This is a genomic window from Methylobacterium brachythecii (genome assembly GCF_014196345.1).
Classification (GTDB): Bacteria; Pseudomonadota; Alphaproteobacteria; order Rhizobiales; family Beijerinckiaceae; genus Methylobacterium; species Methylobacterium brachythecii.
The window spans coordinates 74,159-88,415 of sequence record NZ_JACIDN010000003.1 but is presented as its reverse complement, the minus strand read 5'-3'; the positions used below and the strand labels follow the sequence as shown (position 1 = coordinate 88,415).

The window sequence follows — 14,257 nt, the reverse complement described above, 5'->3', positions numbered from 1 at the left end:
CGGTCAGTGGTCGACCGGCTCCATGACGGAGGCGACCTTGGTGCGGCGCTCGCAGGAGATCTTGAGGTAGCGCCCCTCCCCGCCCGGAAGGCCGGCGGCGGCGGCCGAGGCCTGAGCGTGCATCATGCACTCCATGGCCGAGTTGGCCGGCGCGACGATGACGTCGAGGGCGGTATCGCGGGAGCACTCCACCGAGGAGAGCGTGGTCGCGCAGACGAGAGCGACGGCGAGAAGTTCAGGCATGACGGACCCCATTTTCGTATGGCGAAAAGGTCCGCGGAGTTGCTCCGGCGTGTGAGCCACCGCGTGGTCGTTGCCTGGGCGTCCCCCTCTTATTGTCATATCGGCAATGAAAGCAGCGAGCGTGCCAGATCTATAATGCTACTTTCGGTCGGGCATGCAGTGAGTGATGCATGCCACAGGGATCAGTCGCGGACCTTCAGCCATGCCGGCTCTGGCTCGCTGCGCGGCATCAGGGAGGCGACGGCATCCAGATCGACGGCGAAGTTGCGCGTCAGGCGATCCCAGATCTCCAACTGCGAGGGCGCATTCTGGCCGAGGGCATTAAGCGCGCGCGCGAGCAGGCCAGGATTGGTCAGCGTCGGCCGGGGAGTGAAGAGATCGTTATCGAGCATGGCCGTGTTCCTGGGGACAGGAACACTATCCGCAGGCATGGTTAATTGGCCGTTAACTGTGAGTGACGGCGCTGGACCGCTGGTTGAGTAATCCGGCGAAGATGTCGCTGTCGCTGATGATCGCATCGCCTGCAAACCGCAGGCTCTCGATCGAGCGCTCCGCCGCCGCCTCGTGACCCGCGCCGCAGGCATCGGTGAGCAGAACCGGGATGATGCCCAGATCGGCCGCATGCCGCGCCGTCGGCTCGATCCCGATCTCGGTGGCGATGCCGACGATCGCCAGCGCTTGAATCCCGCAATCGCGCAGGGCGAAGCTCAGCGGCGTCCCCTCGAAGGCCGACATGGCGAGCTTGTCGAACACCGCGTCTTCCGGCCGGGGCGCCAGTTCAGGCACGATCTGGAAGGGCGGCGCATCGCGCAGGAACCACGGCGAGACGGCCTCGGGATCGTCCTTTCGCTGCCAGGCCATGGCCATGCGCATCTGCACCACGCCCATCCAGGCCTTCGGCATCGACAGGTGCCGGGTGTAGACGATCCTCATCCCAGCAGCGCGCGCCGCCGCGACGACGGCGGAGCAGCTCGCGGTGATCCGCGGACCGGAGGCGACCTGACTGCAGATGCCGGCCTGCATGTCATAGACGAGCAGCGCCATCTTCCGCGGATCGCAGAGATCGACGAGGGTTTCGGGAATATCGAGACCGTTGAAGCGCTTCATCGCGTCGTCCTTCACCCGCGCCGACACAGTCCTGTCGTCTCACACGGCGATGTCAACGCAATGATGGGAGCGAGGCCTCACAGCGACACGCGCCGTTTTCTCGGCAGACGACGCTTCGCATGCTCGCGCGCCTGCGTTAGAAGCCCGCCCGCGAGAGCCCTCAGCGACGGAGCCACAGGACCGCGATGACCGATCCGCTGCCGAACGTGCATGTGCGCGCCGAAGTCCTGACCCAGGCGCTGCCCCACATGCAGCGCTACGATCAGGAGATCGTCGTCATCAAGTATGGCGGCCACGCCATGGGCGATCCGGCCGCGGCCGAGGACTTCGCCGAAGACATCGTGCTCCTCGAGCAATCCGGCCTGAAGCCGATCGTCGTGCATGGCGGCGGTCCGCAGATCGGCAAGATGCTGAACCGGCTCGGCATCGAATCGGAGTTCAAGGGCGGCCTACGCGTCACCGACGAGGCCACCGTCGAGGTGGTCGAGATGGTTCTGGCCGGCTCGATCAACAAGCAGATCGTCGGCTGGATCTCGGCCGAGGGCGGCCGCGCCATCGGCCTGTGCGGCAAGGACGGCAACATGGTTCGCGCCAAGCGGGCCACCCGCACCATGAAAGATCCCGAGACGGAAACCGAGACCGAGATCGATCTCGGTCTGGTCGGCGAGCCGGATCAGGTCGAGCGTGGCGTGCTCGATGCGGTGCTCAAGGCGGAACTGATCCCGGTCCTCGCTCCGGTCGCCTACGGGCCCGAGGGCAAGACCTACAACGTCAACGCAGACACCTTCGCCGGTGCCATTGCCGGGGCGCTTCGGGCCAAGCGCCTGCTGCTGCTCACCGACGTTCCGGGCGTGCTCGACAAGGACAAGAAGCTGATCCCGGAGCTCTCCGTGGAGGATTGCCGCCGGCTCATCGCCGACGGGACCATCACGGCCGGCATGATCCCGAAAGTCGAGACCTGCATCTACGCGCTTGAGCAGGGCGTCGAGGCCGTGGTCATCCTCGACGGAAAGGTGCCGCATGCGGCGCTGCTGGAGCTGTTCACCGATTACGGCGCCGGCACCCTGATCCGCAGAGGCTGACAAGCCACATGTCGCCATGAACGTCCGGGCACCTATCTAAGCGGGTGCCCGGCCATTCTCCCGTTCCGGAAACCATAAGACATCGCCTTGTCCGTTCGGGACGCCACCGCCTTCACCACCTCGGATGCCCGCGGCTTCGGCCGGGTCGACACCTGGGTGTTCGATCTCGACAACACGCTCTATCCGAGCGACGCCCGGGTCTGGCCGCAGGTCGACGAGCGCATCACGCTCTACGTCATGCAGCTCTACGGACTGGATGGGATCTCGGCGCGGGCACTGCAGAAGTATTTCTACCACCGCTACGGCACGACGCTGAAAGCGCTGATGACCGAGGATCGCGTCGATCCGCACAGTTTTCTCGACTTCGCGCACGACATCGACCATTCGACGATCAAGCTGGACGAGGCGCTCGGCGCGGCCATCGAGCGGCTTCCGGGGCGCAAGCTGATCCTTACCAACGGCTCGCGCCGCCATGCCGAGCGGGTGGCGGACAAGCTCGGTATCCTCAACCATTTCGAAGACGTGTTCGACATCGCCGCCGCCGACTTCGTGCCGAAGCCCGAGCGCGTGACCTACGAGCGCTTTCTCGACCGGCACGGCGTCGACCCGCAGCGCTCGGCGCTGTTCGAGGACATTGCCCGCAACCTGGTCGTGCCGCACGACCTCGGCATGGCCACGGTGCTCGTGGTGCCGCCGATCCTCGACCCGTTCCGCGAGAGCTTCGAGCAGGAGGCGGTGCAGGAGCCGCACATTGATCACATCACGAGCGATCTCGCGGGCTTCCTCCAGACCTGTGTCCTTCCGCAGACCGGGACGAACGCCGGATGAACGACCGCTCCCAGCAACGCGCGCCGAGCCTCGCCGAGATCGAGGCCATCGCCGAGGAGGCCTTCGCGGGGCTGCCGCATGCCTTCCGCCGGCTCTGTGCGGGCGTGCGCATCCAGGTCGATGACTTTCCCGATGACGAGACGCTCGACGAGATGAACTGTGAGAGCGAGTTCGACCTGCTCGGCCTGTTTCGCGGCGTCGGCCTCGCGCAATCCGGCGAGACCGCCACGGGCCAGATGCCCAACTCCGTCTGGCTCTACCGCCGGCCCCTGCTCGACTATTGGGCCGAGCACGACGAGACGCTCGGACACCTCGTCACCCACGTCCTCATCCACGAGATCGGCCACCATTTCGGCCTTTCCGACGACGACATGGCGCGGATCGAGGCGCAGGCGGACGCTTAGAGCGCTTTCCGACGAAGTGGATGCCGGTTCGTCGGAGGGAAGCGCGCCAACGCAAAGACCTAGAGCCGCCGCCCTGATGCAATCAGGTCGGATACGGCTCTAGAGCGTGCTCGGCGCTCCATCCAGTCGACGTTGGAGCAAAGGCTGACCGACTTTGACGGATTTGCCTTCGAAGATGGCGGCGTGCGCTCCGCAGCCGCGGGGCGCCAGCATGACGATCGTCGAGCCGTGCTGGAACCAGCCCATCTCGTCGCCCCTTTGAAAGGGCGTGTCGCACGGAATGGTCCTGGCGCCACCCTGGCGGAGATCGAGATCCGCCCCGAGGAAGGGGAGCCGGATGCTCGCGACCAGGATCGCTGCGACGGCGACCAGCGTGACGGCCTCGTCGGTGTCGTCGAGCCGCATGCGGATCGCCGCGCGCTCGTTGCAGCAGAACAGATTCTCGATCCGCTTGAGCGCAATCGGGTTCACGTTCCAGGTATCGCCGGAAATGTAGGTGACCTCCTCGACCCGCCCGTCATGCGGGGCGTGGAAGCGGTGATACATGCTGGCCGTCAATCGAAGGGTCACAAAGACGCCGTCCCTGTACCGGTCGGCCGCCGCCGCGCTTCCGAGGAGGTCTTCCAGACAGTAGGGAAAGCCTTTCACCTGGAACAGCCGAGTACCCTCGATCGACCCGAAGGCGCCGACGATCGCGTCGCAAGGGCTGACGACCAAGGACCGATCGGGGTCGATGGGGCGGGCGCCGGGTTTGAGCTCCCGGATGAAGCAGTCGTGCAGGCTCTCGAAGCGGGTCTTGCGCGCATCCGACAGATCGAGGTCGGAAAACAGCCGCCACGCCCACATGGACAGGTCGCGCACAAGCGGCTGCTCGACCTTGCTGAGCCAGCCGACGAACCGGGTCGCAAACCGGCGCGGAATCCGGTTCGTGAGGAGGAAATTCAGGTCCTCGTTGCGCGCAATGCCGAGGAGCGTGGAGCGAAGCGTCATCATCCCGTGATATGCCGTTGGTTCACGCTGACGGCATGGATGCTTTCACAACCATCACCGTCGCGGCTGCTGGAGCGGCGTTGGCCGTTCTCGGTGTGAAGGGGCCGAAGCGGCTCGCCCTGTCGCGGGCAAAGCACCCCTCGCTCATGGGCCATGTCCGCATGGCGAAACGGGTCGCGTCCCAGCTGCCGTTCTACGATTACACGGAGACCGAGTTCTTCGCGGCCGACGGCGCCTCGGGAGAGGTCGTGGCGCGGCGGCGCGCCGGCTTTGCCCGCCTGTCCGCCCTCTACCGCGAGCGCTACGCGAAGACGCGGGCGATGACGGACGAGGTAAAGACCGGCATCTCCGATCTGCAGTTCACGGGGCGCTATCGTGTGCCCTTCCAGTTCAGCCGGATCATCCGCGAAAACCTGGCGGCGGGCTCGTTCCTGCAGAGCGCCTCGGGCGTCTACGTGACGGATCTCGACGGCAACAGATTTTACGACCTCACCGGCTCCTACGGCGTCAACGTCCTCGGCACGGACACCTACAAAGCCTGCATCGCCGAGGGCGGACGGCAGGTCGAGGCGCTCGGGCCGGTGCTCGGCGCGCTGCATCCGGTCGTCGAGGACAACGTCCGGCGGCTGCAGGCGATTTCCGGGCTGGACGAAATCTCGTTCCACATGTCCGGCACCGAGGCGGTGATGCAGGCCGTGCGTCTCGCGCAGTACCATACCGGCCGGCGGCGGATCGTCCGGTTCTGTGGCGCCTATCACGGCTGGTGGGGCGACGTGCAGCCGGGCATCGGCAATCCGCGGCCGGCCAACGACACGCTGACGCTCGCCGACATGTCCGAGCAGACGCTGAAGGTGCTGGCGAGCCGCCACGGCATCGCGTGCGTGCTCGTCAACCCGATCCAGGCGATGCACCCGAATATCGGCGCGCCGTCCGATGGGTCGCTGGTCGATTCCGGCCGGAAAGCCGAGTTCGATCGCGATGCATACGCCCAGTGGCTGAAGCGCCTGCGCGAGGTCTGCACGCAGGCCGGCACCGTGCTGATCTTCGACGAGGTCTTCGTCGGCTTCCGCCTCGCGCCGGGCGGCGCCCAGCAATACTTTGGCGTTCAGGCCGATCTCGTCACCTACGGCAAGACGCTCGGCGGCGGCCTGCCGATCGGCGTGCTCTGCGGGCGCCATGCACTGATGCAGCGCTTTCGCCCGGACAGGCCCGGCGACATCTGCTTTGCGCGCGGTACCTTCAACTCGCATCCCTACGTGATGGGCGCGATGAACGCTTTTCTGCGCCGTTTGAAGAGCCCGGAGATCGAGGCGCTCTACCAGGACCTCGACGCGCGTTGGAACGCACGCGCTGCCGAACTGAATCGGCGGCTGGAGGCCGAGGGCCTGCCGATGCGCGTCATCAACATGTCCTCGATCTGGACGGTGCTCTACACGCGGCCCGCCCGCTACAACTGGCTGCTGCAATACTATCTGCGCCTCGAGGGACTGGCCCTGTCCTGGGTCGGCACGGGCCGGCTGATCTTCAGCCTGAACTATACCGACGCGGATTTCGCGGCGGTGGCCGATCGCTTCGTGGCCGGCGCCAAGGCCATGGAGCGGGATGGCTGGTGGGCGGGCCCCGCCACCAGCAACAAGGCGATCCGCCGGCGCGTGCTGCGGGAGATGCTCACCGTGCGCTGGCGGGGCTGGCGCACGCGGAACAGCCCGGTCCAGGGCGACGTGGCGCATGGTCCGATGCCGGCCGAATAGGGTTTCGGCCGGCTCGGATGGCGTCACCGCGCGGCGCTGCGCGCGGCTTCCTCGGCGACCTCGTCCGCGAGGCCTTGGTCGATCAATTCACCCTGCATCAGGTACAGCGGCGCCTTGTAGTAGGTTTTGATGTCGTGGAACGGGTCCGTGATGATCTTCGCGGCCCAGACCAGACCCGTCTCGACGTCCCGGATGATGAAGAGCTGAAGCACCCGGAACACCAGGCCGCCGATCCCGATCGCGAACCAGAGCAGCCCGATATGCCGCACGAGTTCGCCTGCGGTCTGATGGGGCTCGATCAGGCCGAACAGCGATGGGCTTACATAGAAGACCAGCGGCGAGAGCGCCCAAACCGCCATCAACACGACCTTGCGCTGCAGGTTGTAGCCGACCTTGATTTCTTCCTTGTGGTCGTGCGTCGCGTGGTTCACGTGGTCGTAGCCCTTGGGCTCGAAGAAGAAGTGGCCGGCCTGGCGGCTGGTCATCGAGACGAGCCAGGCGATGAGCGCGGCGATAGCCGGGTCCTTGAACGCAATCGCGTAGGCGAGCACGAAACTCAGTGCGCTCAGCAGGTGCAGCGCCTGATTGATCCGGCTGTGATGATAGTAGCGGTGGTCGTCCCATCGCTGCACGCGCAGCGCTTCCAAATAGCCGCCCATGGTCGTCTCCTCTCGATGGGAGTTGAGGTGTTGCGTCACCGGTTGGTCCGGTGACGCGTTCGTGTTGTTCGCTCCGCGCCTCAGGCGACGTCGGCCTTCCTGAGCCGGATGAGCGAGAAATGGCCGAGCGGCGGCAGAGGCCGATGCTCGAGCAGGCTCACGCCCGCAGTGCGGTCGATCCAGGTCTGGTAGCGCGCCCAGGAGAACTCGGTACGCCAGCCGAGCCGGTTGACGACCGGCTGGAGCAGCGACTCGATGGCGCCGCGCAGGCCGCCGTCGGCGCCGATCCGGGTCGTGATGACGATTTCGCCGCCCGGGCGCGCCACACGCAGGAACTCGTCGAGCGCCGCCTCCGGGTTCGGAACGGCGGTGACGACGTATTGCGCCACCACCACGTCGAAGGAAGCGTCTGCGAAGCCGAGATGCTCGGCGTCCATCACCTCAAGTTGCTCGACGTTGCGCAGGTTGCGCTGCGCCACCCGCTCGCGGGCCTTCTCCAGCATTGGCGCCGAGAGATCGACGCCGACCAGCCGGCTGCGCGACGAATATTGCGGCAGCGAGATGCCGGTGCCGACGCCGACTTCGAGGATGCGGCCGCCGACCTTCTCCGCCGCCTCGATCGCCGCCGAGCGGCCACGGGCGAAGACCTGTCCGAAGACGAGGTCGTAGATGGGAGCCCAGCGGTCATAGGCCTTGGCGACCCCTTCCGTCTGCATATCGTCGACGGTGGGGACCGCGCCGTTACCTGCCATGGATTTAGCTCCTACCGGGTGTTGAATCAGGCCGTCGCCGGGGCGGTGGACCATTTCGGCTTGCGGATGCGCGCCCGTGAAACGTTGCGCGCGAATTGACGGGCGCTGGCCTCCCAGGAGCGGGCGAGCGCGAAATTGCGGCAGGCCTCGCGGGAGACGTTCAGGGCGCCGAGGCAGGCAGCCCGGAGGTCTTCGTCGAGCACGCCGACATCGTGGTTGCCGATGACGTCCCGCGGGCCGGTCACGGGGAAGGCCGCCACCGGCACGCCGCAGGCAAGCGCTTCGAGCTGGACCACGCCGTAGGTGTCGGTGAGGCTCGGGAACACGAAGACGTCCGCCGCCGCGATATAAGCGGCGAGGTCGGAGCCATGCCGCTCGCCCAAGAAGTGCGCCTCGGGGAACTTGGCCTTCAGCTCTTCGAGCTGCGGCCCGGCGCCGATCACGACTTTCGAGCCGGGGAGATCGAGCGACAGGAAGGCTTCGAGATTCTTCTCGACCGCGACGCGGCCGACATTGAGGAAGATCGGACGGGGCAGATCGAGCTCTGCGGCGTTAGCCGGGGTGAACAGCTCGGTGTCGACGCCGCGGCTCCAGATTCCGAGCTTGCGGAAACCGCGCCCGCGCAACTCGCGCACCAGCGAGTTCGTCGAGGCCATGGTGACCCGGCCTGCGGCGTGGAAGCGCCGGAGTACCCAATAGCTCCAGGTCGCCGGCACGAAGAAGCGCGCGGCGATGTATTCGGGGAACTTGGTGGTGAAGCTCGTGGTGAAGGGCAGGCGGTGCTTGATGCAGTAGGAGCGCACCGCGTGACCAATCGGCCCTTCGGTCGCGACGTGGATCGCGTCGGGCCGCGCCGCCTCGATCCGCCGCGCGATCTCCCTGCTATCGGGAATCGCCAAGTTCAGGCCGGGATAGCTCGGTAGGGGGAAGGTCGAAAACCCCTCCGGCGACAGGAAAACGATTTCCATCCCGACCCGGCTGGCGGACTTCTGCAGCGAAGTGAGTGTTCGCACCACGCCGTTCACCTGCGGCGCCCAAGCATCTGTCGCGATCAGAACGCGCATTTCGCCAGCAGTCCCCAATGGCGACCGTCAAATCAGCCTGCGGTGAACCCGCAGTGCAGCAACCTGTTCGATACGTCCAAGACAGTCAGTGACGCGTACATTTCATTTTTTACATTTGCATGACTACGTCAGTGTTTCGAAAATCCTCGCCGACTACAGAAGATTTATTAGGCGGCGAAAGTCCGAACGACGTCCGCGATTAGGATCGGCTCGAATCGGATCGGAGCAGCGGCTTCGTTCGTCGGCGGCATCACGGACTTTCGATACCTGACTCGCCTGAAGCAGATTGGCGGAAATACAGCGGACGCGGCAGCGCGAGCCGGACACCAAGCGTCGGATTTTAGTCGCCGAGCGCTGGGCCTGGAACTGCGGGCACTAGCGACAGGCCAGCCCCAGGGCGCAGGACGACCCGATATCGAGTTGCGTGCCGCCATCGGTTGAAACGAGCGCCATCCCGCCGGTGCCGGTCAGTGCCCAAATCGCCCACCCGAACCCGCGCGCCTCGGCTTCGCGCCGCACGTCGCCGATCCAGTTCTGGTACGAGTCAGCGCTAGCCGCGCGGTGATTGTCGTAGGAGCGGGTGGCGCCGAACTCGCCGAGGAAGATCTGGTCGCCGTGAATGCCGTTGCGGCGCGCCCAGTCGGCGACCTCCTGGAAGTGGCGCGCGATCATCGTCCGGTCGGCGCCGGCGCGTAGATAGGTATCGATCTTCGCGGCCGCCTGCCGTTGCACCAGCAGGCGTGTTGCAAAGTCGAGATCCGGGTCGGCGTCGATATTGGCGCGCACACCCGCCTCGACTGCGGCGCGCGGGACGCTGGCGGCGGGATAAGGCATCCCGGAGAGGTATTGCCGGTATCGACCCGCGATCCCTTCCTCGGGCACCCCCTGGTGGGTGAAGTCGTAGGGCTCGTAATAGTGGAATGAGTAGAGCACGCGGCTCCCCCTGAACGGGGCCGCGTCGAGCGCCAGCAATCCCTCACGGTCACCGCCGTGGCTCCCCGTCAGGATGAGCGTCATCTCCGGAGCCTCGGCTCGAGCGGCCGCGTGCAGGGTCTCCATCATGCCCTGCCAGCGGCGGCGGCTCTCAGGATCGTAGCCGTAGGGCGGCTCGTTCATCAGCTCGAAGGCCACGTCCGTCCGTGCGAGCCCGGCGAGCAAACGCGCCGTCCGGCGCACCAGCGCGACGTAGGAACGGAAAAGGGCGCTGTCAGCCGTCGCGATGATCGCCTGCGCATCATAGGCCGCAACCTGCGTATTGGAGTGCAGGTCGACGACGACGGCCAGTCCGAGCCGCTGAATCCGGCGCACAGTCGCGGCGAGCCGATCGTCGAGCGCATCGCGGGCGGCTCCGGTGAGCTGCATGAAGGGCCCCGGATCGACGGTCAGCCGGACGAAGTCGAAGCCTGCTTTCGCCACCGCCTCCAACAGAGCATCCGGCAGTTCGTGATCGACATCCGAGAACGGCCGGGCGGCGTAATGATCGGATCGGTTGGGCTCTAGCGTCCCCCAGTTGAGCAGAGAATGGACGCCGATCCCATGGCGGAACAGGGCATCACCGGCCTCTGCGGTGGCGGAACCGGCCAAGAGTAAAGCCAAGCCGACCAACGTGCCTCGGACTGGCAAACCAGCCGTCCAAGCCGGCCATCCGAGCAGCCGGCGCACAGAAAGGGGACGGTTCACATCCATGCCAGGTCGCGCCGCACCGGGCGCAGCGCGATGATTAGGGTGAACAACAAGAATATCGCCGATCCCTTCGTGGACAATCCATTACTGCTGAGCGCGACGATCAGAAATACACCACACCCCAGGAAAACACTGGCCTTGGCGCCGATGAGCAGAACGCGCATTACCCAGGCGAAAAAAATAACGAATAGACTTGTGCCGAGCGCGCCAAAGAGGGTCACGAACATCACGACTGAGCTTTCGACGGATTCCAGTCGGAAGTAAGTCTTGGCGATGGCGAGCATGGACGTCATGTCCATCCCGAGCATGATCTGCGTCCAGGTCATGTGCGAGAAGATCCCGTAGACGTCGATCCGGGTCTGCGCATTGGCGTCGCCCGGCCCTGCGACGAAACGGTCCAGGCCGCCAGTCGCACCCAGCGCCAGAATGCCGAGCGGGATCAGGGCAGCCAGTCCTACGCTAGCGATGATGCGGTTTTCCAGCCGTCGCCGTGTGGTGGCTCCCATGCCGATCGCACCGATCGCGAGGACGATGCTTGCCGCAGACCCAACGACCAGGGCCGTCCGTGCCCCGGATACACCGAGGCCGACGACAAACAGAAGACCAATTGCGAGCTTCGTCCGCCGAGACCAGTTCGTGGCGGCGGTAAAGGGCGGCCCAATCGCCATCCAAAGGCCGAGTTCAAGGGGATGCGAAGCGAGACCGATCGGCCGGAACGCGGTCTCGGATTCGTCGAAGGGCTGGAATCTCGTTTTCAGGCCAAACTCTACGATGGCCACGAGCGCGCTCAGGGCGAGCCACAGGATCACGGCCTGCCCGACCCGAGGTCGCCAAACCGGCGGGAACAAAAAGAGCAGGATCGCGAAACTCGCGCCGCAATAGGTGTCGATCAGGAAGCCGGCCGAGCCGCCCCGTCCGGCCAGCGCAGTGCCGACGAGGATGGCCACGATGCCGGCGTTAAACGCGAGCATGGCGCGAACCACGCGCACTTCCCAAACGCCGAGAACGATGCGGAAACGGGGCAAAGCCACGAGCCCGATGGCGATGAAGCCATAGAGGGCCGGGTGAAGCTTCTCGATGACCGAGCCGGAATCCGTCGAGTAGTTGACGACGAGATCGAGCAGCAGTGGGTTGAGAGCGACCCGCAGCAGCGCAAAGACCACGAACAGAATGAAGAGGGCCGACAGGAGCGGCGTGGTGCTCGAGCGAGTGGCGCCAGCGCCGATCGTGTATGTCTCCCGGTGGATCGCACCGTGCATCGTAAGGCCGCCGGAACGCGTCGTTTCGCCAGCCTCATAGGGCGCGCGACTTCTTTAAGGAAGGATCAAGCCGCTGCGCTCAGGATGACGCGCCGTTCGGGCTTCCGGGGCGGCGACGGTGCCTGCAAGGCGAAATGGAGTGGCGGTGAATAAGGGTGCTGTCATGGCCGAGGATTCACGCTTGGCGCCTGGCCATCCGATTCCGGCCCTCGATGGCCTGCGTGCCCTCAGCATCCTGCTCGTCATGGTCTCGCATACCGGCCTGCAGGACCGTGTCCCCGGCGTGTTCGGCGTGACGGTTTTCTTCTTCATCAGCGGCTTCCTCGTCACGACGCTGATGATCGGCGAGCACCGCCGCAGCGGCACGATCGCGGTGAGGGCCTTCTACATGCGCCGCCTGCTGCGGCTCTACCCGCCGCTGATCGTCAGCGTCGTCATCGTTGGCGCCGTCTGGGTCGCGGCCGGCGGCCGGCTCGATCTGCTGGGCGTCGCGGGAGCGCTCGCTTACCTCACGAATTACCTCGTCATCCTGGCACCACAGGCCCTGGACGGTATCGGCGGGCAGCTATGGTCCCTCGCCGTCGAGCAGCACTTCTACCTCCTTTTTCCGTGGCTGATGCTCGCTCTGCTGCCACATCCTGCGCGCCTCGCGCGGGTGCTGGCCTGCCTCTGCGCAGCTTCCTTGGCGATCCGGATCGGCGTCGCACTGGCCGCTCCGGAGGCAGCCACGCAATATAACGGCGTCGCCACGGAGTGCCGGATCGACGCGATCCTGTTCGGCGCGCTTGCAGCTCTGCTCGTGGCGGACCAGGCCGGGCAACGTTGGGTCACGTTTCTGACGCAGCCAACCGTCGTCGCTGCGGCGCTCGCGGTGCTCCTTGCGACGTTCCTGATCCGCGACGAGTTCTTCCGCAGCACGTTACGCTACACCATCCAAAGCCTCGCCCTCGTCTCACCGATCTTGGCGCTCACCAGCACTGGCCGCTTCCCAGCCGTACGTGCGGTCCTCGACAGCCGGCCGCTCGTGGCGATCGGAATCCTCAGCTATTCGCTTTACCTCTGGCATCTCGCCGCCCTTTCGCTCGGCGAGGCCGTCGCCATCCGGCTCGCCTGGCCTCAGCTGGCGGGGGCAGCGCTGGGTTGGGCGCTGGCATTCGCCGCCGCTTGGATATCGTATCGTGCCGTGGAGAGGCCGGTGCTGGGGCTGCGGCGGCGGTTCGGATCGCGGGTCGCCCCGACCGAAGGAGCCGCTTCGCTGCATCGTGCGGCAGCCGCGAGTGCGCCATGAGCGGCGTGCCGGCGCAGATACGCGTGCTTTGCGTCACCCCGTCCGGCCTCGGGGGCCGCGGCGGGATCGACCGCCTATACTACTATCTCCGCAACTCCAGCGTCGCGATGCCAGGGATAGAGCTGCGCTTCGGAGCGGCTCGCGGCGAGGCGGGATCGACGTGGCCGCTGGCGTTTCCCGGCCGGCTAGCTGCGCTATGGCACATGATGCGGGACTTCCGGCCGCACGTCGTCCACGTTAATTTCGCCATGCGGGGCAGCGCGGTCCGTAAGCTCGCCGTCGTGCGGCTGGCCCGTGCCTTCGACGCGCGGGTCGTCGTCCACCTCCACGACAGCTTGCCCATCGCCTCGCTCGCAAGAGGCGGAGTCCAGGGCTGGCTGTTCCTCGCGATCTGCCGATCCGCCGATGCGGTCCTCGCGCTAGGTTGTCCGGCGGCCGCGCAGATGGCTGCCGCCGGCGTCGATCCAGCTCGCATTCGCGTGGTGGTCAACGGAATCCCCGATTTTGCCTCCGACATCGTGCTTCCGAAGCCGCGCCGAGCGGACGTCTCGATCCTGCTCGCCGGGCGGATCGGGGTGCACAAGGGGGCCGATATTCTGCTCGATGCGCTGGCGCTGCTGCGGGCCCGGGGCATCGGTAGCTGGCGCTGTACGATGGCCGGCGACGGCGAGGTCGCAGCCTACACGACCCGAGCCACGGAGCTGGGGCTGGCCGACGCCGTCCATTTCACCGGCTGGATCGACGCGGATGAGGTGCACGCACTCATGCGGGAGAGCGACATCGTGGTCCTGCCATCGATCGCCGAGGCTCTTCCCCTGAGCCTCGCAGAGGGAGCCTGTGCCGGAGCAGCTCTGGTGGCAACCCGGGTCGGCAACGTCGAGGAGATCGTGCATGACGGCGAGAACGGTCGCCTCGTCGCGCGCGACCCCGGATCGCTGGCTGATGCGCTGGCAGGGCTGCTCGCTGACCGTGAGACGCTCGACCGGATGCAATGCGCCGCGCGCCGCCGCTACCAGGACGGTCTGACGATCGAAACATTCGCCGCAGCGCTCGGCGCGATCTACGCGGATACCGCCGGAACGGATTTTGCCGGCCGCACTTCGGCCCCAGCTCGGGCGCCGGGCATGATCACGGACGGGACTTAGAC

Annotated in this window: 15 protein-coding genes; 6 read left to right on the top strand and 9 right to left on the bottom strand. The window is 66.1% G+C overall.

Annotated elements, in window-relative coordinates:
• Window positions 1–3: 3 nt before the first annotated feature.
• The 3 genes from GGR33_RS08060 to GGR33_RS08050 form a co-directional block, all read right to left on the bottom strand.
• Window positions 4–243, bottom strand: coding sequence for a hypothetical protein (locus GGR33_RS08060; RefSeq protein ID WP_183503816.1), 240 nt, complete (start codon window positions 241–243; stop codon window positions 4–6).
• 182 nt (window positions 244–425) lie between these two features.
• Complete coding sequence (locus GGR33_RS08055) at window positions 426–635, bottom strand: hypothetical protein (RefSeq protein WP_183503814.1); 210 nt, start codon at window positions 633–635, stop codon at window positions 426–428.
• A 52-nt stretch (window positions 636–687) separates the two neighbouring features.
• Window positions 688–1,350: a cysteine hydrolase family protein gene (locus GGR33_RS08050; protein ID WP_183503811.1), complete on the bottom strand. Its 663-nt coding sequence runs from the start codon at window positions 1,348–1,350 to the stop codon at window positions 688–690.
• A 185-nt stretch (window positions 1,351–1,535) separates the two neighbouring features.
• Here GGR33_RS08050 and argB point away from each other — a divergent pair, with 185 nt between their 5' ends.
• From argB to GGR33_RS08035, 3 genes are all read left to right on the top strand, one after another.
• Window positions 1,536–2,432, top strand: a complete 897-nt coding sequence (gene argB / locus GGR33_RS08045) for an acetylglutamate kinase (protein WP_183503809.1) — start codon at window positions 1,536–1,538, stop codon at window positions 2,430–2,432.
• Window positions 2,433–2,519: 87 nt separating this feature from the next.
• A complete protein-coding gene (locus GGR33_RS08040; protein WP_183503807.1) occupies window positions 2,520–3,260 on the top strand; it encodes a pyrimidine 5'-nucleotidase in 741 nt (246 codons plus the stop codon).
• Window positions 3,257–3,664, top strand: coding sequence for a metallopeptidase family protein (locus tag GGR33_RS08035; RefSeq protein ID WP_183503805.1), 408 nt, complete (start codon window positions 3,257–3,259; stop codon window positions 3,662–3,664). The genes GGR33_RS08040 and GGR33_RS08035 overlap by 4 nt, the downstream gene beginning before the upstream one ends.
• A gap of 99 nt (window positions 3,665–3,763) precedes the next feature.
• On the opposite strand, the gene asd is transcribed toward GGR33_RS08035, so the two are convergent.
• Window positions 3,764–4,654 carry an archaetidylserine decarboxylase gene (asd, locus tag GGR33_RS08030; protein ID WP_183504976.1) on the bottom strand — a complete coding sequence of 297 codons (891 nt, stop codon included), beginning with the start codon at window positions 4,652–4,654 and terminating at the stop codon, window positions 3,764–3,766.
• Between the two features lie 35 nt (window positions 4,655–4,689).
• On the opposite strand from asd, the gene GGR33_RS08025 reads away from it, so the two are divergent.
• Window positions 4,690–6,405, top strand: coding sequence for an aminotransferase class III-fold pyridoxal phosphate-dependent enzyme (locus GGR33_RS08025; protein ID WP_183503803.1), 1,716 nt, complete (start codon window positions 4,690–4,692; stop codon window positions 6,403–6,405).
• A gap of 23 nt (window positions 6,406–6,428) precedes the next feature.
• On the opposite strand, the gene GGR33_RS08020 is transcribed toward GGR33_RS08025, so the two are convergent.
• The 5 genes from GGR33_RS08020 to GGR33_RS08000 form a co-directional block, all read right to left on the bottom strand.
• On the bottom strand, window positions 6,429–7,064 hold the full coding sequence (locus tag GGR33_RS08020; protein WP_183503801.1) for a hypothetical protein: 636 nt from the start codon (window positions 7,062–7,064) through the stop codon (window positions 6,429–6,431).
• Window positions 7,065–7,144: 80 nt separating this feature from the next.
• Window positions 7,145–7,816, bottom strand: a complete 672-nt coding sequence (locus tag GGR33_RS08015; protein WP_183503799.1) for a class I SAM-dependent methyltransferase — start codon at window positions 7,814–7,816, stop codon at window positions 7,145–7,147.
• A gap of 26 nt (window positions 7,817–7,842) precedes the next feature.
• The gene (locus GGR33_RS08010; protein WP_183503797.1) at window positions 7,843–8,880 is read right to left on the bottom strand and encodes a glycosyltransferase family 4 protein; all 1,038 of its coding nucleotides are present in this window, start codon (window positions 8,878–8,880) and stop codon (window positions 7,843–7,845) included.
• Window positions 8,881–9,255: 375 nt separating this feature from the next.
• A complete protein-coding gene (locus tag GGR33_RS08005; protein ID WP_183503795.1) occupies window positions 9,256–10,464 on the bottom strand; it encodes a glycoside hydrolase family 5 protein in 1,209 nt (402 codons plus the stop codon).
• A gap of 92 nt (window positions 10,465–10,556) precedes the next feature.
• Window positions 10,557–11,822 (bottom strand): VpsF family polysaccharide biosynthesis protein, encoded by a 1,266-nt coding sequence (locus tag GGR33_RS08000; protein ID WP_183503793.1) that lies wholly within the window; start codon window positions 11,820–11,822, stop codon window positions 10,557–10,559.
• A 163-nt stretch (window positions 11,823–11,985) separates the two neighbouring features.
• Here GGR33_RS08000 and GGR33_RS07995 point away from each other — a divergent pair, with 163 nt between their 5' ends.
• Together GGR33_RS07995 and GGR33_RS07990 are read left to right on the top strand one after the other, a co-directional pair.
• A complete protein-coding gene (locus GGR33_RS07995; protein ID WP_183503791.1) occupies window positions 11,986–13,110 on the top strand; it encodes an acyltransferase family protein in 1,125 nt (374 codons plus the stop codon).
• Window positions 13,107–14,255: a glycosyltransferase family 4 protein gene (locus GGR33_RS07990; RefSeq protein ID WP_183503789.1), complete on the top strand. Its 1,149-nt coding sequence runs from the start codon at window positions 13,107–13,109 to the stop codon at window positions 14,253–14,255. The genes GGR33_RS07995 and GGR33_RS07990 overlap by 4 nt, the downstream gene beginning before the upstream one ends.
• Window positions 14,256–14,257 lie beyond the last annotated feature (2 nt).